Origin of the sequence: Rhizobium sp. WYJ-E13 (assembly GCF_018987265.1) — a bacterium.
Lineage (GTDB): Bacteria > Pseudomonadota > Alphaproteobacteria > Rhizobiales > Rhizobiaceae > Rhizobium.
The window spans coordinates 451,911-476,607 of the sequence record NZ_CP076854.1 but is presented as its reverse complement, the minus strand read 5'-3'; the positions used below and the strand labels follow the sequence as shown (position 1 = coordinate 476,607).

At 60.0% G+C, this 24,697-nt stretch carries 22 protein-coding genes; 5 read left to right on the top strand and 17 right to left on the bottom strand.

All coding sequences use genetic code 11. The features are described from left to right. Nucleotides 1-166: 166 nt before the first annotated feature. Entirely contained in the window at nucleotides 167-928 is a 762-nt protein-coding gene (locus tag KQ933_RS23760; RefSeq protein WP_253958408.1) for a FadR/GntR family transcriptional regulator, read from the top strand. Nucleotides 929-1,052: 124 nt separating this feature from the next. Here KQ933_RS23760 and KQ933_RS23755 read toward each other — a convergent pair whose 3' ends face one another. The 7 genes from KQ933_RS23755 to KQ933_RS23725 form a co-directional block, all read right to left on the bottom strand. Next, nucleotides 1,053-1,676, bottom strand: coding sequence for a dienelactone hydrolase family protein (locus KQ933_RS23755; RefSeq protein ID WP_216760276.1), 624 nt, complete (start codon nucleotides 1,674-1,676; stop codon nucleotides 1,053-1,055). Between the two features lie 27 nt (nucleotides 1,677-1,703). Next, complete coding sequence (locus KQ933_RS23750; protein ID WP_216760275.1) at nucleotides 1,704-2,066, bottom strand: cytochrome C oxidase subunit IV family protein; 363 nt, start codon at nucleotides 2,064-2,066, stop codon at nucleotides 1,704-1,706. A gap of 7 nt (nucleotides 2,067-2,073) precedes the next feature. Beyond that, nucleotides 2,074-2,793: a heme-copper oxidase subunit III family protein gene (locus tag KQ933_RS23745; RefSeq protein WP_216760274.1), complete on the bottom strand. Its 720-nt coding sequence runs from the start codon at nucleotides 2,791-2,793 to the stop codon at nucleotides 2,074-2,076. Nucleotides 2,794-2,826: 33 nt separating this feature from the next. Beyond that, nucleotides 2,827-3,546 carry a cytochrome c oxidase subunit 3 gene (locus KQ933_RS23740; protein ID WP_216760273.1) on the bottom strand — a complete coding sequence of 240 codons (720 nt, stop codon included), beginning with the start codon at nucleotides 3,544-3,546 and terminating at the stop codon, nucleotides 2,827-2,829. Beyond that, nucleotides 3,543-5,312, bottom strand: coding sequence for a cytochrome c oxidase subunit I (gene ctaD, locus KQ933_RS23735; protein WP_216760272.1), 1,770 nt, complete (start codon nucleotides 5,310-5,312; stop codon nucleotides 3,543-3,545). Before ctaD ends, KQ933_RS23740 begins: the two co-directional genes overlap by 4 nt. A 49-nt stretch (nucleotides 5,313-5,361) precedes the next feature. Further along, the gene (locus KQ933_RS23730; protein WP_216760271.1) at nucleotides 5,362-6,180 is read right to left on the bottom strand and encodes a cytochrome c oxidase subunit II; all 819 of its coding nucleotides are present in this window, start codon (nucleotides 6,178-6,180) and stop codon (nucleotides 5,362-5,364) included. A gap of 183 nt (nucleotides 6,181-6,363) precedes the next feature. Beyond that, the gene (locus KQ933_RS23725; protein ID WP_253958407.1) at nucleotides 6,364-7,590 is read right to left on the bottom strand and encodes a GGDEF domain-containing protein; all 1,227 of its coding nucleotides are present in this window, start codon (nucleotides 7,588-7,590) and stop codon (nucleotides 6,364-6,366) included. 245 nt (nucleotides 7,591-7,835) lie between these two features. On the opposite strand from KQ933_RS23725, the gene KQ933_RS23720 reads away from it, so the two are divergent. Further along, nucleotides 7,836-9,092 (top strand): arsenic transporter, encoded by a 1,257-nt coding sequence (locus KQ933_RS23720; RefSeq protein ID WP_216760269.1) that lies wholly within the window; start codon nucleotides 7,836-7,838, stop codon nucleotides 9,090-9,092. A gap of 126 nt (nucleotides 9,093-9,218) precedes the next feature. Here the strand turns inward: KQ933_RS23720 and KQ933_RS23715 are convergent, their stop codons facing one another. Continuing rightward, the gene (locus KQ933_RS23715) at nucleotides 9,219-11,000 is read right to left on the bottom strand and encodes a methyl-accepting chemotaxis protein (RefSeq protein WP_216760268.1); all 1,782 of its coding nucleotides are present in this window, start codon (nucleotides 10,998-11,000) and stop codon (nucleotides 9,219-9,221) included. Between the two features lie 177 nt (nucleotides 11,001-11,177). After that, on the bottom strand, nucleotides 11,178-11,567 hold the full coding sequence (locus tag KQ933_RS23710) for a cytochrome c family protein (protein WP_216760267.1): 390 nt from the start codon (nucleotides 11,565-11,567) through the stop codon (nucleotides 11,178-11,180). A 587-nt stretch (nucleotides 11,568-12,154) separates the two neighbouring features. On the opposite strand from KQ933_RS23710, the gene KQ933_RS23705 reads away from it, so the two are divergent. The 3 genes from KQ933_RS23705 to KQ933_RS23695 are packed head-to-tail and all read left to right on the top strand — an operon-like array spanning nucleotide 12,155 to nucleotide 15,737. Further along, the gene (locus KQ933_RS23705; RefSeq protein WP_253958406.1) at nucleotides 12,155-12,364 is read left to right on the top strand and encodes a hypothetical protein; all 210 of its coding nucleotides are present in this window, start codon (nucleotides 12,155-12,157) and stop codon (nucleotides 12,362-12,364) included. 28 nt (nucleotides 12,365-12,392) lie between these two features. Then, complete coding sequence (deoC, locus tag KQ933_RS23700; RefSeq protein WP_216760266.1) at nucleotides 12,393-13,346, top strand: deoxyribose-phosphate aldolase; 954 nt, start codon at nucleotides 12,393-12,395, stop codon at nucleotides 13,344-13,346. Nucleotides 13,347-13,355: 9 nt separating this feature from the next. Then, nucleotides 13,356-15,737 (top strand): aldehyde dehydrogenase family protein, encoded by a 2,382-nt coding sequence (locus KQ933_RS23695; protein WP_216760265.1) that lies wholly within the window; start codon nucleotides 13,356-13,358, stop codon nucleotides 15,735-15,737. Nucleotides 15,738-15,958: 221 nt separating this feature from the next. Here the strand turns inward: KQ933_RS23695 and KQ933_RS23690 are convergent, their stop codons facing one another. The 8 genes from KQ933_RS23690 to KQ933_RS23655 form a co-directional block, all read right to left on the bottom strand. Next, nucleotides 15,959-16,837: a DUF4365 domain-containing protein gene (locus tag KQ933_RS23690; RefSeq protein ID WP_253958405.1), complete on the bottom strand. Its 879-nt coding sequence runs from the start codon at nucleotides 16,835-16,837 to the stop codon at nucleotides 15,959-15,961. A gap of 177 nt (nucleotides 16,838-17,014) precedes the next feature. Further along, nucleotides 17,015-17,548 carry an NADH-quinone oxidoreductase subunit B family protein gene (locus tag KQ933_RS23685; protein ID WP_216760263.1) on the bottom strand — a complete coding sequence of 178 codons (534 nt, stop codon included), beginning with the start codon at nucleotides 17,546-17,548 and terminating at the stop codon, nucleotides 17,015-17,017. Between the two features lie 12 nt (nucleotides 17,549-17,560). Continuing rightward, nucleotides 17,561-19,078 carry a nickel-dependent hydrogenase large subunit gene (locus tag KQ933_RS23680; RefSeq protein ID WP_216760262.1) on the bottom strand — a complete coding sequence of 506 codons (1,518 nt, stop codon included), beginning with the start codon at nucleotides 19,076-19,078 and terminating at the stop codon, nucleotides 17,561-17,563. 10 nt (nucleotides 19,079-19,088) lie between these two features. Beyond that, nucleotides 19,089-20,552 carry a hydrogenase 4 subunit F gene (locus tag KQ933_RS23675; RefSeq protein WP_216760261.1) on the bottom strand — a complete coding sequence of 488 codons (1,464 nt, stop codon included), beginning with the start codon at nucleotides 20,550-20,552 and terminating at the stop codon, nucleotides 19,089-19,091. Then, the gene (locus KQ933_RS23670; protein ID WP_183799952.1) at nucleotides 20,549-21,214 is read right to left on the bottom strand and encodes a hydrogenase-4 component E; all 666 of its coding nucleotides are present in this window, start codon (nucleotides 21,212-21,214) and stop codon (nucleotides 20,549-20,551) included. Before KQ933_RS23670 ends, KQ933_RS23675 begins: the two co-directional genes overlap by 4 nt. Then, complete coding sequence (locus tag KQ933_RS23665; protein ID WP_216760260.1) at nucleotides 21,214-22,170, bottom strand: respiratory chain complex I subunit 1 family protein; 957 nt, start codon at nucleotides 22,168-22,170, stop codon at nucleotides 21,214-21,216. Before KQ933_RS23665 ends, KQ933_RS23670 begins: the two co-directional genes overlap by 1 nt. Then, a complete protein-coding gene (gene hyfB / locus KQ933_RS23660) occupies nucleotides 22,161-24,182 on the bottom strand; it encodes a hydrogenase 4 subunit B (protein WP_216760259.1) in 2,022 nt (673 codons plus the stop codon). The genes KQ933_RS23665 and hyfB overlap by 10 nt, the downstream gene beginning before the upstream one ends. Next, the gene (locus KQ933_RS23655; protein WP_253958404.1) at nucleotides 24,179-24,493 is read right to left on the bottom strand and encodes a helix-turn-helix transcriptional regulator; all 315 of its coding nucleotides are present in this window, start codon (nucleotides 24,491-24,493) and stop codon (nucleotides 24,179-24,181) included. Before KQ933_RS23655 ends, hyfB begins: the two co-directional genes overlap by 4 nt. Nucleotides 24,494-24,697: the final 204 nt, after the last annotated feature.

The window sequence follows — 24,697 nt, the reverse complement described above, 5'->3', positions numbered from 1 at the left end:
CAAACAATATTATTGGTACGATTAATGTCAATATAAATAGGATTTATTTTTCTATAAGTGTGGTTTTTTCAGCTAGCTTCGTGCTAGTTGAGTATGATTAGGAACCAGCGGAAATGAACCGGCAGTCACCGTGAAAGAGTGGCGTGAAACGAGGAGTTCAGGGGAAATGATGCGAACCGATAGAAAGTTGACTGAGAGTGGAGAGGAGATTGCCGGTCGTGGAAAACGCTCGGTCCGCGAAGCGTTGCTCACGCAACTCGTCGAGCAGATCGTCTCGGGAAAACTGCCGGAAGGTTCGACGCTTCCTAACGAAGCGGACCTGACTGAAAAGTTCGGGGTCAGTCGTACAAGCCTACGTGAGGCTATGCAGTATCTTGTGGCTCTGGGAATGACCCGCTCCCGCACGCGAGCGGGGACGACTGTCCTCCCACGCGAGAATTGGAACTATCTGGATCCGCTTGTCCTGGACGTGATGTTGTCCATGGGTGGCGACGAAGCCTTCTACACATCGTTGATCGACGCACGACATCTGCTGGAGCCTGCAGCTGCCGCGCAGGCGGCCACGAACGCTACGGCCAAGCAGTTGGCACGCATCGCACAGGCCTACGAAGACATGGTCGATGCCAATGCCCGCGACACCGAAGAATGGAGCCGGGCAGATTTGGATTTTCATACCGCGATTATCAATGCCAGCGGCAACTGGGTCTACCGGCAGTTCGCGACTGCTATTCGGGCTGCTTTGCTCGCCAGTTTCCGTCTCACAAATCGTGCCAGCCAGTCTCACGAACAAGCTCTCGATAAGCATCATGTCGTCCTCGATGCTATCCGGATGAGAGATCCGGACGCGGCGCGCAGAGCGATGGAGGCGCTCATCGGCGTTGCACGAGCAGAGATCACGGACGCCTTGAGATCCAGCAAACCCGGATAAGACTATATTCAGCGTCTGGCGTGCTCGGACACACCACCTGGCATCTCTATCGCAAGGTCGTGGAACCCGTAGCAGCCAATGGGCCATGGGCGGGCGCTAAGGAAGCATCCGGGAGGCCGGCGGTCTACAAATTGTCCTTGGAGTGCTTCTTGCCTGCAAGGCTGGTCGTCGTGCGATCCAAAAAAATAAGCACGCGAGTGGTCAGTAGAGCGGTCGCATCCGCATCATAGGACGGCAGCGAGCTGTCGGCGAAGTAGTGGTGATCACCGGGGTACAGGAAAAGCTCCGCGTCCTCGACCGTCTCTGCGATCTCGCGGGCGGCGTCGATGTCCCCCTCGCCGACAAAGACCGGATCGTTGTCCATACCGTGGATCTGGACCGGCACGCCGTCTGGCCAGGGTCCAAAGGCCCATTCGCCACTGATCGGCAGGCAGGAATAGAAGAGCAGAGCCCCGCGCGCTCCGGGCCGCGTCTGCGCCAGCTTCTGTGCCGGCAGCACGCCAAAAGAGAACCCGGCATAGACAAGTCCGGGAGGCAGTTCATCGGCGATGCGGACGCCGCGCTCCCTCATGGCGTCGAATCCGATCTCACCAATATAGGCAAGCCCCTCTTCGATGCTTGGGAACGTGCGCCCCTCGAAGAGATCAGGCGTGTGCACGATATGGCCGTTTGCCCTGATGGCGTCGGCGAACGCGTGCACACCTGAGGTCAGCCCCTGTGCGTGATGGAACAACAAGACCTCAGCCATACAGGGCTTTCTCCCGATGATCGGTATCTACGGCGACGCGCCAAAGAAGGCGAGCCGGGTTAAGATCGTATAGTCCGCTTCCGATACCATGAGTGCAACGAAAACCAGCACCAATAGCGGCGGCAGCAGGATGGCATAGACCAGCGCCAGCCGTTCCCAGGCCATGTGCATGAAGACGGCGACGATCAGGCCGGCTTTCAGCATCATGAACAGCAGGATCAGCGTCCACCTGAGATAGCCCTGGATACCGAGATAATCGACCATATAGGAAAAGGCGCTGAGCACGAAGAGCAGGCCCCAGACCAGGAGATAGAGCCGGATCGGGTGCTGCTGTCCGTGTTCCTGTGCCTGTACCGTCGGGCCTTGCGCATGCGCCGTTGTCTCGCTCATGACGACCTCACCACAAATAAAAGAACGCGAAGATGAAGACCCAGACCAGGTCGACGAAGTGCCAGTAGAGGCCCATGATCTCGACGGCCTCGTAGCGGCCTTTCCGGCTGGTGAAGAAACCGCGCCGTTCCACATCGAAATCGCCACGCCAGACCTTGCGGACAATGATCAGCAGGAAGATGACACCGATAGTGACATGGGTGCCGTGAAAGCCTGTTATCATGAAGAAGGTCGATCCGAACTGTGCCGCCCCCCATGGATTTTCCCAGGGGCGCACGCCTTCGGTGATCAGTTTCGTCCATTCGAAGGCCTGCATGCCGACGAAGGTCGCCCCGAGAAGTGCTGTCAGCAGCATCAGTATTGCTGTAGTGCGGCGTTCGCGGCGATAGCCGAAATTGACCGCCATCGCCATGGTGCCGCTGCTCGAGATCAGCACGAAGGTCATGATCGCGATCAGGATCAGCGGAACGTCCTGGCCGCCGATATGGAGCGCGAAGACTTCGCTCGGATTGGGCCAGGGGACCGGCGTCGACATGCGGGCGGTCATATAGGCGATCAGGAAACAGCCGAAGACGAACGTGTCGCTGAGCAGAAATATCCACATCATCGCCTTGCCCCAGGAGGCGGTCTTGAAGGCGCGCTGATCCGAGCTGAAATCGGCCGCGACGCCGCGCAGGCCTGATGGCGTGAGGCTTGCTTCGTCGTGTGTCCCGATAGTCTGTGCCATCTGCACCTCCTGATTCAGCGCCTAGTTAAGCCCCTAGTTAAGCAATGTGCGGCAGAGATCGACAAAATCATTCGCCCAGCCGGCAAAGAGCGCGAAGAGCAAAAGCCAGACGGCGAGCATGAAATGCGAATAGATGGCCGAGAGATCGACACTGAGCCGCATCCTTTCCGGTTGAGCGTCGGCTGAAAATGCCCTGACCGTCGTATGCGTGAGAACGGCAAGCCCGCCCAGAATATGCAGACCGTGCAGGCCAGTCAGCATGTAGAAGAAGCTGTTGGCAGGATTGTCGGCAAGCACATAGCCTTCTGCCGTCAGCTCCCGCCACGCCTGGATCTGACCGACGAGAAAGAAGACGGCAAGCGCAAGCCCTGTCACAAGCGCCGGCCTCAGGCTTTCCATGCGGCCGTGCTGTGCTTCCCGTTTGGCCCATTGCAGCGCGGCACTGCTCAAGGCGAGTGCTGCGGTATTCGCCCAGAGCAGGCGCGGAACCGGCATCCCCCACCAGTCGGCAGAGGCCATGCGCATGAAATAGGCGCTGACGGCGAGGCTGAAGATCGCTCCGACGACGCCGAGAAACACGAAGAGGCCGATCTTCACCGCCGGCACAGGTGACCGCTGCCGCTCGGCGTCGTCATGAGCCGGCAGTTGCACCGAGCCGGTTTCGAGCCAGGGTTTCGAGGTCAGCCGCTGCCCGGCCAGCCACCAGATGATGATGGCGCCGATTGCGGACAGGAAGATCAGCATGACGTTCATGCCGGAACCTCCCGTGTGACGCCATCGCTTGCCGGCACATTCTGCGGGATGAAATCGGCGGCGGCGCCGGGCACGCTGTAGTCATAGGCCCAGCGGTAGACGACAGGCAGATCCTTGCCCCAGTTGCCGTGTGCCGGCGGGGTCTGCGGCGTCTGCCATTCGAGCGTCGTTGCCCGCCATGGATTGCCGCCCGCCTCCCTGCCCCGGAAAAGGCTCCAGACCAGATTGAACAGAAAGACCATCTGAGCCGCCCCGACGATCAGCGCCATGACGGTGATGAAGATGTTCAGCGTATGGGCCGAAGGCGGAACGAAGGCCGTCTCTCCCATCTCGAAATAGCGGCGTGGCACACCGAGCAGGCCGAGATAATGCATCGGAAAGAAGATCGCATAGGTGCCGAGGAAGGTGATCCAGAAGTGGATATGGCCGAGCACCTCGTTCAGCATGCGTCCCGTCACCTTCGGATACCAGTGATAGATCGCCCCGAAGATGACGAGGATCGGCGCGACACCCATGACCATGTGGAAATGCGCGACGACGAACATCGTATCCGACAGCGGCACGTCGACGACGACATTGCCGAGGAACAGACCGGTGAGCCCGCCATTGACGAAGGTGACGATGAAGGCAAGCGCAAAGAGCATCGGCAGCGTCAGATGGATGTCGCCGCGCCAGAGCGTCAGCACCCAGTTGTAGACCTTGATCGCCGTCGGGACGGCGATGATCAGCGTCGTGGTGGCGAAGAAGAAGCCGAAGGCCGGGTTCATGCCGCTGACATACATGTGGTGCGCCCACACGACGAAGCTTAAGCCCCCGATGATCACGATCGCCCAGACCATCATCCGGTAGCCGAAGATATTCTTGCGTGCATGCGTGCTGATCAGGTCCGAAACGATGCCGAAGGCAGGCAGCGCGACGATATAGACCTCGGGATGGCCGAAGAACCAGAACAGGTGCTGGAACAGGATCGGGCTGCCACCGCCATGTTTCAGTTGCTCGCCCATTTCGACGATCGCGGGCATGAAGAAGCTGGTGCCGAGCAGGCGGTCGAACAGCATCATGACGCAGGCGACGAAGAGGGCCGGAAAGGCCAAGAGCGCCATCACGGTTGCGGTGAAGATGCCCCAGACGGTGAGCGGCATGCGCATCAGCGTCATCCCGCGCGTGCGCCCCTGCAGCACGGTCACCACATAGTTCAGGCCGCCCATGGTGAAGCCGATGATGAAGACGACCAATGAGGTGAGCATCAATAAGATGCCCCAGTCCTTGCCGCCGGGTGTGCCTGACAGAACGGCTTGCGGCGGATACAGCGTCCAGCCCGCCCCGGTCGGGCCGCCGGGGGAAAAGAAGCCCGCGACCAGGATCAGCACCGCGACGAGATAGATCCAGTAGCTCAGCATGTTGGCATAAGGGAAGACCATGTCGCGCGCGCCGACCATCAGCGGAATGAGGTAATTGCCGAAGCCGCCGAGGAACAGCGCAGTCAGGAGATAGATCACCATGATCATGCCGTGCATGGTGATGAACTGGTAGTAGTGGTCGGCGTCGATGAAGGCGAAATAGCCGGGAAAGGCAAGCTGCAACCGCATCAGCCAGGAGAGCACCAGCGCCACCAGGCCGATCGAGATGGCTGTCACCGAATATTGCACGGCGATGATCTTGGCATCCTGGCTGAACACATATTTCGTCCACCAGCTTCTCGGATGATAAAGCTCGACGTCCTCGACTTCGGCGGAGGGGATGCTGCCGGATGGAATCTCGACCATGATCTCTCGTCCCTTTTCTTCCCAGTCCGCGGCCGTCTTTCCCGCCGGTTCAGTTTGCCGGCGGCGGCTCTCCCGATGACGCCGTCAACTGGGTGAATGTCTGCTGCTGCCCGAGCCAGGTCTGGTAGTCCGCGTCGTTGTCGACGATGACGGTTCCGCGCATCTGCGGATGGCCGACGCCGCAAAGTTCGGCGCAGAGAATCTCGAAGGTTCCCGTCCGTGTCGGCGTGAGCCAGAAATAGGTGACCATGCCGGGGATCATGTCCATCTTGGCGCGGAATTCCGGTACGTAGAAATCGTGGAGCACATCGACGGAGCGCAGCAATATGTGCACCGGCTTGCCGATCGGCAGGTGCAGTTCGCCGCCCTCGATGATGATGTCGTCGAGGCCGCTTGCGTCGTTCTTGTCGAGGCCGAGCGGGTTCTCGGCGGTAACATCACGCGTCTCCGCGCGGCCAAGCTTTCCGTCAGCACCCGGCAGGCGGAAGCTCCACAGCCATTGCTGGCTGACCACCTCCACCGATGCGGCATCGGCAGGCACCGTGATGAACTGTTTCCACACGAAGAGGCCGGGCGCCAGCATGGCGGCGACGCCGACCGCCGTTCCCGAAGCAAGCAGCAACTCCAGCCTGCGGTTCTCTGGTTCGTAATGCGCCCGGTTGCCCGGCTTGTGCCGGAAGCGGAACACGCAATAGGCCATGAAGGAAATCACCGCCACGAAGACGACGCCGGTGATCCAGAAGGTGATGATGAGCGTGCTATCGATATAGCTCCAGTTGGACGCGATCGGCGTCCACCACCACGGGCTCAGCACATGAAACAGCACGGAGCCGACGACAACAAGGACGAGAACCAGCACAACAGCCATTTCCGCCCCTCCCTGGGCCGACCGACCGTAAAACCGCATTCTGCAAATATCGTGTTTATTATCGCACAGATGGAAAATATGGCAATTACGACGACTTGGAGCACTTCCGGAACGTCAGAAGTGCCTTTCGTCAGGACCTGAAAACTGGACTGCGCCTGGAAGAAGCGCTGGAAACGGGCGCCGTCACGCGACGCGCGACCTCTCCTGTTGAACGTCTTTACGCCAAGAATCCACGTCACGCGCGCCGTCCGCTGACAAGTCAGCGCGCGCCGGGCGTTCCGTCACGGCTTGTGGATTGGCGTAGAACTCGACCCTGTCGCGACCACCACGCTTCGCAACGTAGAGAGCCTGGTCCGCCCGATCACGAAGCTTCTGTAAATCTCCAGCGCCTCTCAAAAGAGCAACGCCCACACTCACGCTTGGGCTGATGGCCGCCGTGCCCGCGGAAAACACCAGAGCCTTGACTGCCCGCCGAACCTCGTCGGCTTTGGCGAAAGCTGTTTCTTCGGTCTCATTGCGTAGAAACAGCGCGAACTCTTCTCCGCCAAGCCGGCCAAGCGACATTCCCTTTCCGGCAACGGCGGCGATGGCTTGAGCCACGCCGACAAGCACGATATCGCCGGTCTCATGGCCATAACGGTCGTTGACGCTCTTGAAATGATCGATGTCGATCATGATGAAGGCGTCGCCTTCCCTCGGCGCGCCTGGAAGGGATGCAAAGAAACGCTGCCGGTTTGGTATTCCGGTCAGGGCATCCGTATTTGCCAGATGTCTCAGTTGTGCTTCGGCTCGTTCCTGGACGAGCACAATCACGAACAGCGCGAGGGAGAAGTGGCAGATAATCAGCAGGAAGAAGGCGTAGCGTGGATCGATCGGCGCATGAGCAGGAAAGATCATCCCGACAACAACCAGCCCCGAAAATCCCGTCGCAGCCGAAAGAGACGCGAGAAGGCCCAACCTTGCCGGCAGGCGGTCCGCAAAAAAGTCTTTCAGAATTCGGGCAGCTGAGGCCGCGAGGAAGGCAGCGGCAGCGGCGTTGAAGATTGCGGCTCGCGTCGGACCGTACGCATACCAGTGCATGCCCCCGACGGCCGCCGACAAGATCAGCGCGACCGCGACCTGAATCCAATCTGACCATTTTCGCTGGCGGCAACTCAGCTGGAGCAACCCCGTCGCCATCAGCGAATAGCCTGTCACGCCCACGGAAAAGCTTCCCAAAGTCCAGAGCTCGAATGCTATCGAGCCCTGCTCACCCATTCCGGCAAGCGTCGATGCGAAGGCGAGAAGGCAACAACCGATCGAGAGAAGATCAAGCCCTGGTTCTCTGGACCGCCACCTGACATAGGAAAAACAGATCGCGCCGACGATGAAGGAAGATTTGTGGAGAAGAAGAACTGTCGCAAGATCCATCGTCAAACCGAGTACCAACTAAGGACGTTGATGCACATAACCGCCAATGACTACTTTTGAATGAATCCAAGTAAATTCCCCGAGCGAGTAAGAACGCTGCTGTTGCTCATCTCAGAGGTTTCGCATCCTTGTCGTCGGCCGATTGTTGCCGATGATCGACAGAACATGTATCCGGTCCACCGAAAGCCCAATCTGCAACACGCACCGCGGCCATCATATGCCTCGTTGCCAACAAGCTGATCCGAATGACTGAGAATGCCATCATATGGAGTATTGCCGGGCTCACCGCGGCCGGCGTCGTTACCAGGCCATTCCGGTGGCCGGAGGCGATCTGGGCTGCCCTTGGGGCTTTTGTCCTTCTTGCCTTCCAGCTCATCGGGCCGGTCGATGCCCTGGCTGGGATCGCCAAGGGCGTCGATGTGTATCTCTTCCTGATCGGCATGATGCTTTTGTCCGAGCTTGCCCGACGGGAAGGCCTGTTCGATTGGATAGCAGCCATTGCGACTTCGCATGCCAAGGGTTCTCCCAGGCGTCTGTTCGTGCTCGTTTATCTCGTCGGTCTCGTCGTGACCGTTTTTCTCTCGAATGATGCGACGGCCGTCGTGCTCACGCCTGCTGTCTATGCGGCTTGCCGAGCGGCCCGGGTCCGGGACCCGATGCCCTATCTTCTGGTATGTGCCTTCATCGCCAATGCGGCGAGCTTTCTGTTGCCGATCTCCAATCCGGCCAATCTCGTGATCTTCGCCGGCGGCGAGATGCCGCCTTTGTCACGCTGGCTGTCGATATTCCTCCTGCCGTCGATTGTTTCCATCGTCGTCACTTTCGTCTGTCTTTACTGGACGCAGTGGCGCACTCTTTCGCAAGACAGCCTTGCCGCCAGTGCGGAGCGACCGGCCCTTACCCGCAGCGCCAGCCTTGCGGGTTGGGGAATCCTGGTGACGGCGATCATCCTCGTGACGGCGTCCGCCATGCATGCCGATCTTGGCGTGCCAACCTTTCTCGCAGGAACCATCACCACGGCACTTGTCCTGATGCTGACGCGGCAGAGCCCCGTCGAAACGATAAAGGGCATAAGCTGGAGCGTCTTGCCGCTGGTGGCGGGTCTGTTCGTGATCGTAGAAGCTCTCGATCGCACGGGCGTTACAGGGCTTCTCTCCGGCCAATTGGCCTCCCTTGCCTCGGCTTCGCAAGCAGAGGCAGTCGGCGTGGCCGGAGTGTTCGTCGCCATCGTCTGCAATCTCGTCAACAATCTGCCGGCCGGATTGGTCGCCGGCAGTGCAGTCCAGGCGGCGCATGTCTCGGATAAGGTGGCGGGCGCTGTGCTGATCGGCGTCGATCTCGGACCCAATCTGTCGGTCACGGGTTCGCTCGCAACGATCCTATGGTTGTCGGCACTGCGCCGCGAAGGCCTCCATATCAGCAGCTGGAGATTTTTGAAGCTTGGGACTGTCGTGATGTTCCCGGCGCTCATTCTGTCGCTGGCGTCCCTTATCCTGTTCTGACGGGCGGACCGCACCAGGCCGCCAAGCCCTCTGTCTTCACGACATCGGGGGTCGGGCCTTATCGGCTCGACCCCTGAGAAATTCGCCAGGTGCAGGCAGGAACCGGACGAAGCTCCGGATACTCAATCAGAACTCCTCCCAGCTGTCTGCCGCACGGGCACCGGCGTTCGCCGCGACCTTCAGCTTGGGAGCCGCGTTGATGGATGGGGCGTGCGAGGACGGCAGCGCCATTGCCCGTCCCACTTGCCGCAGCGCCGAGGTCTGGACCGTGCCGACGCTGAACTGCGCGATCAACGTACGCAGACGGCCCGCTTCCTCGGCAAGCGCATTGGAGGCTGCATTCGATTGCTCGACCATGGCGGCATTCTGCTGGGTCGTCTGATCCATCGAATTCACCGCGGAGTTGACTTCGGCGAGACCGGTCGACTGCTCCTTGGCAGAGGTGGCGATCGCCTCCATATGATTGTTGATCTCGATGATGAAGCCTCCGATGGTTTTCAGCGCCTCTCCGGCATCCCGGACGAGCTTCACACCGCTTTCGACCTCGGACGTGGAATTCTGTATCAGCCCCTTGATTTCCTTGGCGGCCTGCGCCGAACGCTGCGCCAGCTCCCTCACCTCCTGCGCGACGACCGCAAAGCCCTTGCCCGCTTCCCCGGCGCGCGCAGCTTCCACACCGGCATTTAGCGCCAGCAGATTGGTCTGGAAGGCAATCTCATCGATCACGCCGATGATGTTGGAGATCTGCTGCGAGCTCTCCTCGATCTTTCGCATCGCCTCTTCCGCATGCGAAACCACTTCGGCAGACTTTGCCGCGGATTGATTGGCCTGGCTTGCGACACCGCGCGCTTCTTCTGTTCGCTTCGTCGAACTGTTGACGTTGGCGGTAATTTCGTCAAGAGCGGCTGCCGTTTCCTCGAGGGAGGCCGCCTGTTGCTCTGTCCGCTTCGACAGATCGTTCGCACCTGCGGCGATCTCGCGGGTGCCGGAATCGATCCGGGCCGTCGTCTCGGCCACGGATCCGAGGGCCATGCCGAGCTTGTCGACAGCCTCGTTGAAATTGCTCCTGAGGCTTTCGAAGTCGGTTGCGAAGGGCTGTTCGAGGCGAAAATCGAGCCTGCCCTCGGCGAGCTTGTTGAGCGACGAACCGATTTCGGTGACGGCAAAAACCCGGTCCGTGACATCGGTTGCGTATTTCACCACTTTGGCGACTTTTCCATGTTCATCGAGGATCGGGTTGTATGAGGCATTCAGCACGACTTTCTTGCCGTTTCTGCCGACCCGTGTAAATTCTTGAGCCTGGAACCGACCGCTCTTAAGCTCGCTCCAGAACTCCGCATAGTCGGAACTGGCAGCATAGGCCCGGTCCACGAACATGCTGTGATGCTTGCCGCGGATCTCATCGAGCGAGTAACCCATCGTCTTGCAGAAGTTTTCGTTGGCTGTGACGATTTCTCCGTCCAGGGTAAACTCGATGATGGCCTGCACGCGGCTGATCGCAGCCAGCTGGTTTTGATAGTCGAGATTGAGAAGGCGCTCTTTTGCGTCAGCCCACTCCACCACGAATGCTCTGGGCTTTCCACCCTCCATGATCGGGGTAACGTACAGGTCGAAGCTGTGGCTGCCCACACGGATGGTTGCGCTATGGGGCTTCGTCAGCCGCGCGAGCATGTCGCGCTGGTGCGACGGATTCTTGTGAAAGATGTCGATATTGCTACCGATCAAAGTATCGACGGCAAAGCGTGGCAGTTCCTTCTTGAGGTCCTGTTCGGCCGCCGTCAGTAGCTTGCGGACAGCGCCGTTCATATAGATGATGTTCAGCTTGCTGTCGGCAATCATGACATTTGCCTTCAGGCCTGCCAGTGCTGCCAGTTGAGCCTTGGTATTGCCGCCGATCATTCCAATCATTTCGCTCCTTTCGAAGCCGTGGCTTCAAGTTTAAATTTCGAGCGATCGACGGTTCAGCTGAACTCCATTTCTCGCATGTGCAAATATTTGCACATGCCGATTAATAGTCGCTTAACGTTAACTTCGCGGATATCCACGCACGGGAAAGGCGTCAGCCAGCCTCGTGAAGTATTGCCGTCATTTGGAATACTGTTTGAGATAGGCGATGAGGTCCGTGATTTCCTTATCGTCCTTCAGGCCGACGAAGGCCATCTTCGTGCCCTTCACCTTCACTCTCGGATTGTGCAGATAGTCGCGCAGCGTCGCCTCGTCCCACACGAGCCCGCCGTCGCCGGCTGCCTTCATCGAAGCCGAATAAGCGAAATCGGGATGCGTTCCGGCCTTTCTGCCCAGCACCCCGTTCAGCGACGGACCGACCTTGTTCGTATCGGAATCGACGACATGACAGGTCGCGCATTTCTTGAAAACAACGGCACCGACCGTCGCATCGCCCTCCTGCGCCCCAGCGTTACCAGGGGAAAGGGCAATCACGGAAGTGGCGATCAGCAGTACAACACGATAGTCCACGGCAAACCTGATCCTCCTCAAGGTCGCCCAGCCACTCGCACCCTCCGCTGCCATTGCCGTGCGGAGTATGTTAGCAATGTTTGAACTTAGTCCTTCGCGGGTGCAAGTCAACGGCTCCGCAATCCTGACGCCCGCGTGATCAAAGAACGGACCGACGTGCGTTCGCACCTGCCGGATGCGCACCCCCGCTCCCCGATGCGCCCGGCTTACGCGGGAAGGCGGCGAGCGATCCCTCTTGAATAAATCCGTTCGCGCCAACTGCCTGCGATTTCGACAAGGATTTGCCAGTCCGGGACCTCTATGACCTCAACAGGAGAGTGTCGGGACGCAAAACCAAAGGTCAAGAATTTCGACGCCAATTCAACATATGTTGGTTTTCCCGAATTTTGCTGCATCGCACGTTTCGATGTGTTGATGGAGGCGATTGCTTATCGGCGCATTTCCAAGTTCGATCTTGGCAAATAAAATCTTTTATAATCATTATATTATAGTTTTCGATGATGCGATTTGGCAGTGCTGATTGACAATCGGATGGTAGAAGTGCTGCCTTGAATTCAACATAAGTGATTAAATTTCACAAATGCTGATTGCTGGGAGGACAATCTTTCAAATCTGAAGCCGGCGGTCGCGGCGGCGTGCTCGGCACCTTCTTCGCGGTCATGCTGCTCCAGGTTCTGCGCAACATCTTCAGCCTGCTCGGCCTCGGCTCATTCTATCAGATGACCGTAACCGGCCTGATCATCGTCGCTGCCATCCTGCTCAATCGCTTCATCGACATTCGCCGAGGCCAGACGTAAACCCTGCCGGCAAAAATTGGACATCACAATGACAGAGCATTTTCCTCGTCCCGAAGGCACATCCCTCACCCCGGATTGGTTCGACAGATATGTCGTGAACCTCAGTGCAACCGAACGCCGGGCCGCGACGCTGCCGACCCGTCGCACAGTCAAGAAGGAATGGCAAGCCGCCTGGCTGTTGCGCGCGATCACCTGCATCGACCTGACGACACTTGCCGGCGACGACACCGAAGGCCGCGTCAAGCGCCTTTGCGCCAAGGCCAAGGCGCCGCTCCGCGCCGATCTCTTGGAGGGTCTAGGCATCGACAAGCTGACTGTCGGTGCGGTCTGCGTCTATCCAACCATGGTTCCTCATGCCGTCAAAGCTCTTGACGGTTCCGGCATTCCGGTCGCTTCGGTGGCCACCGGCTTCCCCGCAGGATTGATGCCGCTGCCGCTCCGCCTCGCCGAAATCCGCTATGCCGTCGAACAGGGAGCAAGCGAGATCGACATCGTCATCACCCGAGAATATGTGCTTAAAGGCGAATGGGCCGCGCTCTACGACGAGATCAAGGCAATGCGTGAAGCCTGCGGCCCAGCGCATATGAAATCGATCCTCGCGACGGGCGACCTCAAAACGCTGACGAATGTCTACCGTGCCTCGATGGTCGCCATGCAGGCGGGCTCCGACTTCATCAAGACCTCGACCGGCAAGGAAGATGTCAACGCCACGCTGCCGGTATCGCTGACGATGATCCGCGCCCTGCGCGACTATCACGATCGGACCGGCCAGATGGTCGGCTTCAAGCCGGCTGGCGGACTTAGAACCGCCAAGGACGCGATGAACTGGCTGATCCTGATGAAGGAAGAGCTCGGCACGCGCTTCATGATGCCGGACCTCTTCCGCATCGGCGCCTCCTCCATGCTGGGCGATATCGAACGCCAGCTCGAACACTATCTGACCGGCCGCTACTCGGCCGCCAATCGCCACGCGCTAGCCTGAGGAATGACCATGCCTTCCATTAAGGACATTATGCAAACTATGGAATACGGTCCAGCTCCCGAAAGCAATTCCGAAGTCAAGGCCTGGCTCGAAGCCCGCGCGGCGGGCCTTGGCCATTACATCAAAGGCAGCTTCACTGCCGCCGAAGGCGAACTGATCGAGGTCGTCAACCCGGCGACCGAAGAAGTCATCGCACGCGTCGCCAAGGGCGGCGCGGCGGACGTTGACGCGGCCGTGCGCGCTGCCCGCGCTGCCTTTCCTGCCTGGTCCGCTCTCCCGGGACACGAGCGCGCGAAATATCTCTATGCGATCGCCCGCCACATCCAGAAGCGTGAGCGCTTCTTCTCCGTGCTGGAGACGATGGACAACGGCAAAACGATCCGCGAAACGCGCGACATCGACATCCCGCTCGTCGCGCGCCACTTCTACCACCATGCCGGCTGGGCCGAAATCGCCGATGACGCATTCCCGAACTACGTGGCCGTCGGGGTCTGCGGACAGATCATCCCGTGGAACTTCCCGCTGCTGATGCTTGCATGGAAGATCGCTCCGGCGCTGGCAGCCGGCAATACGGTCGTCATCAAGCCCGCCGACCTCACGCCGCTGACCGCGTATGCTTTCGGCGAACTGCTGGACGAAATCGGACTCCCGCCCGGCGTGGTCAACATCGTTCACGGTGACGGCGAGACGGGCGCTGCGATCGCCGGCCATCCTGACGTCGATAAAGTGGCGTTCACCGGCTCGACCAATGTCGGTCGTATCATCCGTCGGCAGATTGCCGGCTCGGGCAAGAAGCTCAGCCTCGAACTTGGCGGGAAGTCGCCCTTCGTCGTTCTTGAAGACGCCGACCTCGATGCCGCCGTCGAAGGTGTCGTTGACGCGATCTGGTTCAACCAGGGCGAAGTTTGCTGCGCAGGGTCCCGCATTCTCGTCCAGGAAGGTGTCGCGCCGACCTTCTTCGGTAAGCTGAAGAACCGCATGCAGACACTGCGCGTCGGCGATCCGCTGGACAAGACGATGGATGTCGGCGCGATCGTCTCGGCAAAGCAGTTCGCCCGCGTTAAGGGCCTTATTGCAAAGGGCGAGGAAGAGGGCGCGACCCTCAATCTGGCGCCGGTGAACCTGCCGTCGACGGGTTTTTTCTGCGCTCCAGGCTTCTTCACCGGAACGGCGCCCGCCCACACCGTCTCGCAGGTGGAAATCTTCGGACCGGTCGCGACGAGTGCGACCTTCAGGACGCTGGACGAGGCGGTCGCACTGGCCAATGACACCCGGTACGGCCTTGCCGCATCCGTCTGGTCTGAAAATATCAACCGCGCGATCGAAGTGGCCGCACGGGTCAAGGCCGGCGTCATCTGGATCAACGCCACCAACATGTTCGACGCGGCAGCCCCCTTCGGAGGTTATCGGGAAAGCGGCTTCGGCCGCGAGGGCGGACGCTCGGGCATGTACGAATATCTCAAGCCCGCAGGCGGAAAGGAGGGCAAGATGCGTCCAACGCCGACGCTTCGCCCGCATGTCGCACCGCTTGGCGGCAAGGTTGAGCGTCCCGAGATCGACGTCACAGCGAAGCTCTACATCGGCGGCAAGCAGGTGCGCCCGGATGGCGGTCAGAGTTACACGGTCCTTGGCAAGGCCGGTCAGGCGATCGGCCAGGCTGGGCTCGCCAACCGCAAGGACGTCCGCAATGCAGTCGAGGCGGCGAACAAAGCGACCTCCTGGAGTGGTGTGACGGCGCACAACCGTGCCCAGGTTCTCTACTTCCTGGCCGAAAACCTCACGCAACGACGCGCCGAATTCGTCGCCGCGCTACAAGTGACCGGGGCAAGTGCCAAGCCCGAGGACGAAGTGGAGCAGGCGATCTGCCGGGCCTTCTGGTATGCGGCTCAGGCCGACAAGTTCGACGGCGCCGTGACGGCAACCAAGTCCCGCCATGTGACAATGACCGTCAACGAGCCGTATGGAACGATAGGCATTGTCGCGCCCGACGAAGCACCCCTTCTCTCGCTTCTGTCCCTCATCCTGCCGGCGATCACGCTCGGCAACCGGGTCGTCGCCATTGCGGCCCAAAGCCATCCGCTGGTGGCGGTGCGTCTCTACCAGGTATTCGAGACGTCTGACATTCCGGACGGCGTCATCAATCTCCTGACCGGAGAACGTGATGTGCTTGCCAAGACCCTTGCCGAACACGACGATGTCGCGGCAATTTGGTATTGCGGCAGCGAAGAAGGTTCCGCCATGGTCGAGACGGTTTCTGCAGGCAACCTGAAGTACACTTGGGTCGATCGCGGCCGGCTTCGAGACTGGCACGATCCAAAGCAGGGTCAGGGAGTGGAGTTGCTGCGCCGCGCCTGCCAGGTCAAGACGATCTGGTTGCCCTATGGAGAATGAGCCAGTGGAAACGGGGGGCGGCCCGCCCCCTCAACTGGTCGATTTCGACGGTGTCATTGCCAATGGTGAGGCAATCGATCAGATCTTTCTTGCCTCATCGGCTGTCAGCGCGTTCTCCCGCGTGCCGGAAACGATGATCTCCAGCAGGGCGTCCGGACAATGCGAACCGAAGCATGCGTCTTGCCACAATCGGCAAAACGCGAACTGCTTTCCCCGTATAGTCATTCGTCCTGGTCACGGCGACCGTGAGAAACACCTCGGCTCCGCCAGAATGCCTCTTCTTCCTGCGCCGTAATATAACCTCCGAATTCCGGGGGGCGCGGCTCCTCTTCATCGGGGTAGCCCGCGACCAGGAAGTCTTCAGCCTCGAGATAGGCCTCTGCTTCAGGTCGAAGTTCGACCTCGAGGACGTGCACGGCAACCTCTTCCGAATACTCCCTGACCGGCTCTGCATAGGAATAGGTCGCCCAAGGGAAGAGCTTGGTCATAACATCGTGCAGATTGTCTGCCCGAAGATGATAGTCAATCCGAATATCCGGCTCATCCCTCTCTCCGTCGCCGATATAGATCTGCAGATTGGAAAAGTTCGCTGGTGAATCGCCCCACTCGTCCCACACGAAGAATGTCGTTTGATCCTGAACTTCCTGCATAAGTTCTCGATCGAGGGCAAAGGCAGAACGCATCAGCGACTCCGGATCGGAGGCAATGACTTCCTCGAAACAGAGCTTGGCGTTGGCGTCCAGTACGTTGGCTGCCGGAACAACCATTGTCCATCCCAACTCCGTCTCCGTGCAGTTTCCCTCGCCGGCTCTTTGCCATCGTATCATCCCGGTGCTGGCGTCGACGATGACGATACAGACAGGCAACAAGTGCTTCGTCCAGTAATCGAGGTGACTGTGCTCGCCGTGATGGATGTACTCGCCAGCGCCTTCCGCCCACGATGGTACAGATCTGATTTGAAGAGGCAGGAACTTTCCGGTTGGCCGGCCACTATCAAGAATTTCGGCGCGTGCATCGATGCCGAGCTTCGAATCCGGCAGCCGGCGAAAAGACCACTTGAAATACCGGACAAACACCTTCTCAACTGTATCAATTGCCATGCGGGTCGCGGGGTCGGCCCGACGGCCGTCCAACGCAGTATTATGCCGCCGGCGCGGCGGTGGTCTCGCTGGCATGATCTGGTGCCAGAGGTGCGTCAGCAGCCTTGGTGCCGCCGCGATCAATGTGGTGATTGTAGTGCCTACAGCCTGCAGAAGTCGAACCATCGAAACTGCCCGTCACGAAACGCGGCCCTCCCCGTTCACACCGTCAAGCAGCGCAAGCAGACCCTTGAGGATATCCATCGGCGATGGGGGACATCCTGGAATATGCAGATCGACGGGCACGATCTTTGAAACCCCGCCGAGGACGGCATAGCTGCCCCCAAAACACCCTCCATCACGGCCGCAGTCGCCGAGGGCAACGACCCATTTGGGATCGGGCGTGGCAATGTAGGTCCGTTCGAGCGCCTGCGCCATGTTCCTGGTCACGGGGCCGGTAACCAGCAGCACGTCGGCATGCCGTGGCGAGGCGACGAAACGAAGACCGAAGCGCTCGATATCGTAGAAGACATTGCTCAGGGCATGCATTTCCAGCTCGCAGCCATTGCAGGACCCGGCATCGATGGCGCGGATCGACAGGCTGCGTCCAAGGCTTCGGCGTGCACTCCTTTCAATGGCGGTGGCGAGCTCTGCCATCGCGGCGTCGGAAACCGGCGGTCTTGGCTCCGTCAGCGGCCGCCGGATGAGACTTTCGAGGAGGAGTTTTCGCATGCCACCCTGCCTTTAGAGATCATGACCGGAGTAGGAACAATTGAACGACTTGTTGCAGAGCGGGAAGTCCGCAACGATATTGCCTTCGACCGCCGCCTCCAGCAGCGGCCACTGAAACCAGGATGGATCGCGCAGATGGCAGCGTTCGATCCTGCCCTCGGGTGCAAGCCGCAGCCAGACGAGTATGTCCCCCCGAAAACCCTCGATGAGCGCCATACCTTCCCGACGTTCACCGACGGAAGGGATCGCCTCGAGGATCGGTCCCACCGGAAGCCGGTCGAGGATCTGCTCGATGAGCGACAGGCTTCGTTCGACCTCGCGAATACGGATCCAGACTCGTGCGTTGACATCACCGTCGTTCAGCACAGGAACATCGAAGGCTAGACTATCATAAGGCGGGTAGCGAGTGGCCTGCCGGGCGTCAAAACCGCGTCCGGAGGCCCGCCCGACATAACCGCCCGCACCGTATTCGCGTGCGAGCTCGGGGCGCAGCCTGCCTGTGCCGACCGTCCTGTCCTGCAGCGAGGTGGTGTTGTCGTAGAGCTCGACCAGGGCCGGAAATCGACGGCGAATGTCTGCAAGCAGATCTCGCAAGACGGCTGCTCCGTCGCCATTCAGATCGCTGGTGATACCGCCGGGCACGATGCGGTCGCGCATGAGGCGATGACCGAAGGCGGCATCGGCTGCGCGCAACACACGCTCGCGCAGCATCCCGCAATGCGCCAGCATCAATGGAAACGCTGCGTCGTTGCATATGGCGCCGATATCGCCAAGATGGTTGGCGAGCCGTTCCAATTCCGCCATCAGAGCGCGCAGCCAGCTCGCCCGGAGCGGAATGTCGAGCCCGAGTGCGGCCTCAACAGCCTGCGAAAAGGCATAGGCGTAGGCGACCGTGCTGTCGCCGGACACTCTTCCGGCGAGCTTCGCTGCGCGGATCGGATCCGCGCCTGCCATCAACGCCTCGATCCCCTTGTGGACATAGCCGAGCCGTTCCTCGAGGCGGACAACCGTCTCGCCGTTGGCTGTAAAGCGGAAATGTCCCGGCTCGATGATGCCGGCATGCACCGGGCCGACCGGAATCAGGTGCAGGCCCTCGCCTTCGGCCCGCAAAAAAGCGTAGGGACTGACCTCCGGCAACACGACTTCGCGCTCTCCAAGCGGGTAGCGCCGATCCCACCGGCCGTGATCGAGCCACGGCCGGCTGTCCGGCAAACCCTGCGGCTTGAGGCCGGTCAGGTCACGGATTGCCCGCTCCGGCCGCAATGCCGGTCGATGCAATCGCGCGACGGAAGGATAGCCGGAGCCCTCCAGCCCTTCCAGGCTGAGGACGCCGATCGCGCTGACCGTCTCATCGAGCAAGGCCATATGAACCGAGCTTTCCTCGCCCCAGAGGCCGAGCAGGATCAGACGTCCTTCGGACAGCGCCCGTGTCGCCGATGCCCATAGATCCGCATCGGCGACAGCACGCGGCCACGGAACATGGTGCGGAACGGAACGGCCTTTCTCGAGGATATCACTGAGCGTCGACATCTCCCCCTCATCATCGAAGAAGGCTGGCAATATGCTGGAACCACGCCACCAGCTCTGACGGCAGATAGACCCCGGCGATAAGCACCAGCACGAGATGAGCATACATCGGCACATAGGATGCTTGGACAGGAGCCATGCTGCCCCGCGGCTTCCCGAACACCGCGCCCGTCAGACGCAACAGCAATGCGCCGAAAGCGACTAGCAGCCCGAAGACGAGTGGAATGGCAAGCAGCGGCTGCCTGGCAAAAGCCGAACTGACGATCAGGAACTCGCTCATGAATATTCCCGCCGGAGGCAGGCCAGCGATAGCGATGACGCCGATCAGCAGACCCCAGCCGAGCCGCGGATGCGTTTCCGTCAAGCCGCGGATAGCGGAGAGCCTTTGCGTTCCCTTGACCTGAGCAATATGGCCGACGGCGAAGAAGATCGCCGATTTTGTCAGCGAATGCATGACCATATGCAAGAGACCGGCGAAATTGGCGATCGGTCCTCCGAGGCCGAAGGCAAAGACGATGATGCCCATATGCTCGATCGAAGAATAGGCGAACAGGCGTTTGATATCGCGGCGGCGGTAGAGCATGAAGGCCGCGAAGATCAGCGAGGCCAGCCCCATCGTCATCATCAGCGGTCCAGGCGCGAGAGCCTCGGGATTGGCCGACAGCAGCATCTTGAAGCGCAGGACCGCATAGAGCGCGACATTCAGGAGCAAGCCGGACAAAACCGCCGAGATCGGTGTCGGCCCCTCGGCATGCGCGTCCGGCAGCCAGGCATGTAGGGGCGCGAGACCGACCTTGGTGCCATAGCCAAGCAGCAGAAAGACGAAAGCGACATTGAGAAGCGCCGGATCGAAGGCGGAGGCGTGATCGATCAAAATCGTCCAGACCATCGCATCATAGCCTTCACCAACGACCGGCTGCGCCGCCAGGTAGATGAGGATGGTGCCAAAGAGCGCAAACGCGATGCCGACGCTTCCCAGAATGAAGTATTTCCAGGCTGCTTCCAGCGCTTCATGCGTACGGTAGATGCCAACCATCAATACCGTGGTGAGCGTCGCAAGCTCGACAGCAACCCACATCAGCCCGATATTGTTCGACACGAATGCGAGATTCATGCCGAACATCATGATCTGATACATGGCATGATAGAAACGAAGGTTTGCCGGCGTCAGCCGGCCGATCTCCAATTCATGCGCGATGTAGCTGGCACTGAATATGCTGGTGGTAAAGCCCACGAAGCTGTTGAGGACGATGAAGACGATATTGAGATCGTCGACAAGCAGATATTGTCCCGGCACCGGCCGCACGGTCACGAACAGGGAAAGAGCGGCAAGCAAGGTCAGCAGGCTTGCGAGCACATTCAGCCGGGCCGTCATCCGATAGCCGGGCAAGAGCGCCAGGAGCGCGGCCGCAGCGATCGGTATCACAAGGACGGCGGTCAACGTGTCGAAGGCCAGGACGGAGGAGAACGCGTTCATTTCCGCCGTCTCCCCTTGAAATCATCAAGCGCGCGGACATCGACCGTATCGAAGCGTTCACGAATGCGAAACAGAAAGACGCCGATCACGATAAAGGCGATCAGGATCGAGAAGGCGACACTGATCTCGACGACCAGCGGCATGCCCTTGGCGCCGGTCGCAGCAAGCACCAACCCATTCTCGAGCGACATGAAGCCCACGACCTGGCTCACCGCGTTGCGGCGCGTGACCATGATCAAGAGCCCCAACAGCAGGACCGACAATGCGAAGGCGAGGTCCTCCCGTGCCAATGGATCAGCCTCCGGCGTCACCCGAAGCATCACCACCGTCGCCAAAGCGACAAGGCCGATGCCGGCAAGCATCGTGGGGCCGATGCCGACAACGGTCTCTATCTCGCGATGGATGCCAAGCTGGCGGATCATGCGATGGAGCACCACGGGGATGACGATGGCCTTGAACACGAGAGCGATCGCCGCCGTGACATAGAGATGCGGGGCATCCTGGACGAAAGCCTGCCAGGCCACCGACAGGGTCAATATCAACGAGTGCAGCGCAAAGACGTTGAGCAGTGCGTAAAGACGGTCCTGATAGAGCATCATCATGCTGACTAGGACCAGACCGCCGGCGAGCATATGGGCAATGTCGAAGACCGGACCGTTCATCACAGGCTCCTCGAAACAAACCGCAAGAGGGTTGCGAGCAGGCCGAGCATGAGTGCTGCGCCCAGGAATTCGGGCACCCGGAAGACCCGCATCTTGGCGGTCGCGGTCTCGAACAGGGCAAGGAGAGCGCCGCCGACCGCAAGCTTAGCGAGATAGGCAACTATGCCCACCAGATAGGCAACGGGCCCCTCTCCCACCACGGCGAGTTTCCACGGCACGAACATGCAGGCGATCAGGGTCATATAGAGCAGGAGCTTCAGGGACGCAGCCAGCTCGATCATCGCGAGGTGCCGTCCGGAATATTCGAGCACCATGGCTTCGTGCACCATGGTCAACTCCAAATGGGTAGCCGGATTATCGACCGGAATACGGGCGTTTTCGGCAATCGCGACCATCACGAGGGCGATCAGGGCGATCGCCAGTGAGACGCGCAGGCCCACCTGCGGGGAGGTCATGAAGGCGGCGATGGTCGAAAGCTGGGTCGAGCCTGCGATCAGGGCAAGCGTGAAGATGATCAGCAGCATCGATGGCTCCGCCAGCGTTGCAATCATCGCTTCTCGGCTCGAACCGATACCGCCGAAGCTGGTGCCGACGTCCATACCGGCGAGCGCCAGAAAGAAACGCGCACTGCCGAGCATCGCGATGATGGCGATCAGATCCGCCGTCCAGCTGAAGATGAGGCCGGTCGCAAACGTCGGGATGATGGCGGCTGCGACCCAGGTGACGGCGAAGATCAGATAGGGCGTTACCCTGAACAGCCATGACGCGTTCTCGGCAAGCACCACATCCTTGCGCAGGAGCCGCAGGATGTCGCGATACGGCTGGATGACGGATGGCCCGCGCCGGCGCAGCAATCGCGCCTTGATCAGACGGATGAAACCGGTCAGCAGCGGCGCAAGCGCCACGACGAGCGCCATCTGGAAGATCTGGATGAGAAGAGTGGAGATCACGACCATAGCGCCAGCATCAGCAACAGGAAAACGAGCGCCAGGAAAACCAGGCTCAGATAGCGACGGATCGTCAGGAATTGCAGATGGTTGAGCTTTTCGGCAGCAAAGCCGACGGCGCCGATGATCGGCAGATAGAGCCCCTCCCAGATGAGATCATGGGTCTCGACGGCAAAACGCGCCGGACGGAGATCACCGGGCGCCGGCATGTCTACCTTCTCACGGGCTCGAAAAACCAGCGTTCCGAAAACCCGCCGTACGGGCTGGGCGAAACTGCTTGCGGTATACTGCGTTGACGGGCTGGTCTCCGGAAAGCCGCAATCCCATGCAGGTGCCCGGCGCAGCCCCCGCGAGGCGAAGCGGTGTATGAGATAGGCTGTCAGCGACGCCGAGAACAGCGTGAACAGGAAGACCAGAAGACCATTATAGGAGCTGCGGCTTTCCACGACCGGCACGATCGACAACCACGGAATATCCGTCTGTACGGGCATCCGGTCTCCGATCAGCGACAATGTCACAGGTGCAAGCCCGTCGATGACGATCCCCGGCAGGATGCCTGCCAGAAGACACAGGGTGGCGAGTACGGACATCGCCGTGAGCGAGAAGCGATCGACCTCCACCGCCTGCTCGGCCACAGCGGTACGAGGGCGACCGAGAAAGGTCACGCCGAATGCCTTGACGAAACAGGCTGCCGCGAGCGCTGCTGATAAGGCTAGCATTCCGCCCACCGCCGGCACCAAAATCTTCAAGCCCCATTGTGGTACGGCGGGGCTTTGCAGGATGGCCTGGAACGCCAGCCACTCGGAAACGAAGCCGTTGAATGGCGGCAAGGCCGAGATCGCGACGCAGCCGACGAGGAAGACGACGCTGGTGACCGGCATGCGATGGATGAGGCCACCGAGCTTGTCCATGTTCCTTTCGCCCGTCGCCGTCAGCACCGCGCCGGCGCCGAAGAAGAGCAGGCTCTTGAAAAAGGAATGGTTGAGGACATGGAACAGCGCGGCAGTCAGTGCCAATGCTGCCGCCAGCCCCATACCATTCGCCTTGAAGGCAAGCGCCAGCCCGAGGCTGACGAAGATCATCCCGATATTTTCGATGGTGCTGTAGGCGAGCAACCGCTTCATGTCGCTCTCCATCAGCGCCTGCAGGATGCCGAGCACGGCGCTCCCGCTGCCGATGATCAGCACGACGATACCCGACCACCAGGTCGGCATGCCGAGCAGGTCGAAGACCACCCGGATGAAACCATAGACCGCGACCTTGGTCATGACGCCGCTCATCAAGGCGGAGACATGGCTTGGGGCTGCGGGATGGGCCAGCGGCAACCAGGCATGCAACGGCACGAGACCAGCCTTGGAACCGGCGCCGAGCAGCAGCAGGATAAGTACAAGGCCGACCGTAAACGGCGTATGCGCGGATCCCCGTATGGCTGCGAAGCCATAATCGCCGGCAGATCCTGCAAGCAGGCCGAAAGCGAGCAGCAGGGCAAGCGTGCCGAAGCTTGCCATGACGATATAGACGTAGCCGGCCTTCCGATTATCGGCATCGCGATGGTGGGCCATCACCAGCGCCCAGGAAGCAAGCGACATGAACTCCCAGGAAATGAGGAAGGTAAAGGCATCATCAGCCAGAACCACCAGGTTCATACCGGCAAGAAAGGCCGGAAAGAACGGCAGCACGCGACCAGGCGCGTGTTCGTGACGGCCGTACCCAAGGGCGTAGAGAGCCGAAAGCACACCACCGAGATTGACGACCATCAAGAAGAAGGCCGCAAGCGCATCGATCCGGAAATGGCTCCCAAGCCATGGCAGACCTAAAGGAAGGACAATCGTCGGCGCCTCGGCCGCCGGGAGAGCCGAGGCAAGATAGGCGAGCGTAAAAACGAAAGCGACAGCGCAGAAAACCAGGCTTGCGCCGTAGACGACAAATGTGGACGAAGCCGACCGGCCGATCGGCACCGCGAGCACAGCCGTTCCAAGCAGCGCGGCCACACATGACAACAGGACGGAAACCGATGTCATGTTTCATCCCTCGCCGCTGGAAAGGATCTCGATGGTTCCGCCGCTCCGCTCTCCGATGGCTTGAGTTTCGCCCTCAGCCTTACGCCCCGCCCACCATTCGTGCTGACGGCCCCCTCGTTGATTACCTCGACACCGGCGCTTTCCAACGCAGCCAGCAGACGCATCAGGGAGTCGACATTGCCCCGCACCACATCAAGGCTCGCCTCCATGCGCTGAATTGTCGGAACAGAAATTCCCGCAAGTTCGGCCAGCTGGCGCTGGTCGATACCAAGAAGAGCCCGGGCGGCCCGCATCTGAGCTGCAGTGATCACGATTGAAACATCGCTTATCTTGCACAGACTCTGACAATTGACACTTATGATGTGCCTATTGATGTCTAAAATCAATATTCTGATGCATCAGCCTCGTTGGCTTCGCAAGCACAGGTAGGACGCTGCACAGCAATGTTCTGTTACGGTGCCTGAGGCGACGATCTAGTACTACAGTTGCGGTTTACCGGAAGTCATGATTCACTT

What these genes read in the sequence shown, in the direction of transcription:
- KQ933_RS23670 (WP_183799952.1), bottom strand. Translation starts at nt 21,214, where the DNA reads ATGAACGGTCCGGTCTTCGACATTGCCCATATGCTCGCCGGCGGTCTG.
- KQ933_RS23680 (WP_216760262.1), bottom strand. Translation starts at nt 19,078, where the DNA reads ATGTCGACGCTCAGTGATATCCTCGAGAAAGGCCGTTCCGTTCCGCAC.
- hyfB (WP_216760259.1), bottom strand. Translation starts at nt 24,182, where the DNA reads ATGACATCGGTTTCCGTCCTGTTGTCATGTGTGGCCGCGCTGCTTGGA.
- KQ933_RS23730 (WP_216760271.1), bottom strand. Translation starts at nt 6,180, where the DNA reads ATGGCTGTTGTGCTGGTTCTCGTCCTTGTTGTCGTCGGCTCCGTGCTG.
- KQ933_RS23695 (WP_216760265.1), top strand. Translation starts at nt 13,356, where the DNA reads ATGCCTTCCATTAAGGACATTATGCAAACTATGGAATACGGTCCAGCT.
- KQ933_RS23690 (WP_253958405.1), bottom strand. Translation starts at nt 16,837, where the DNA reads ATGGCAATTGATACAGTTGAGAAGGTGTTTGTCCGGTATTTCAAGTGG.
- KQ933_RS23750 (WP_216760275.1), bottom strand. Translation starts at nt 2,066, where the DNA reads ATGAGCGAGACAACGGCGCATGCGCAAGGCCCGACGGTACAGGCACAG.
- KQ933_RS23685 (WP_216760263.1), bottom strand. Translation starts at nt 17,548, where the DNA reads ATGCGAAAACTCCTCCTCGAAAGTCTCATCCGGCGGCCGCTGACGGAG.
- ctaD (WP_216760272.1), bottom strand. Translation starts at nt 5,312, where the DNA reads ATGGTCGAGATTCCATCCGGCAGCATCCCCTCCGCCGAAGTCGAGGAC.
- KQ933_RS23755 (WP_216760276.1), bottom strand. Translation starts at nt 1,676, where the DNA reads ATGGCTGAGGTCTTGTTGTTCCATCACGCACAGGGGCTGACCTCAGGT.
- deoC (WP_216760266.1), top strand. Translation starts at nt 12,393, where the DNA reads ATGACAGAGCATTTTCCTCGTCCCGAAGGCACATCCCTCACCCCGGAT.
- KQ933_RS23725 (WP_253958407.1), bottom strand. Translation starts at nt 7,590, where the DNA reads ATGGATCTTGCGACAGTTCTTCTTCTCCACAAATCTTCCTTCATCGTC.
- KQ933_RS23715 (WP_216760268.1), bottom strand. Translation starts at nt 11,000, where the DNA reads ATGATTGGAATGATCGGCGGCAATACCAAGGCTCAACTGGCAGCACTG.
- KQ933_RS23740 (WP_216760273.1), bottom strand. Translation starts at nt 3,546, where the DNA reads ATGAACGTCATGCTGATCTTCCTGTCCGCAATCGGCGCCATCATCATC.
- KQ933_RS23665 (WP_216760260.1), bottom strand. Translation starts at nt 22,170, where the DNA reads ATGGTCGTGATCTCCACTCTTCTCATCCAGATCTTCCAGATGGCGCTC.
- KQ933_RS23760 (WP_253958408.1), top strand. Translation starts at nt 167, where the DNA reads ATGATGCGAACCGATAGAAAGTTGACTGAGAGTGGAGAGGAGATTGCC.
- KQ933_RS23745 (WP_216760274.1), bottom strand. Translation starts at nt 2,793, where the DNA reads ATGGCACAGACTATCGGGACACACGACGAAGCAAGCCTCACGCCATCA.
- KQ933_RS23720 (WP_216760269.1), top strand. Translation starts at nt 7,836, where the DNA reads ATGACTGAGAATGCCATCATATGGAGTATTGCCGGGCTCACCGCGGCC.
- KQ933_RS23675 (WP_216760261.1), bottom strand. Translation starts at nt 20,552, where the DNA reads ATGAACGCGTTCTCCTCCGTCCTGGCCTTCGACACGTTGACCGCCGTC.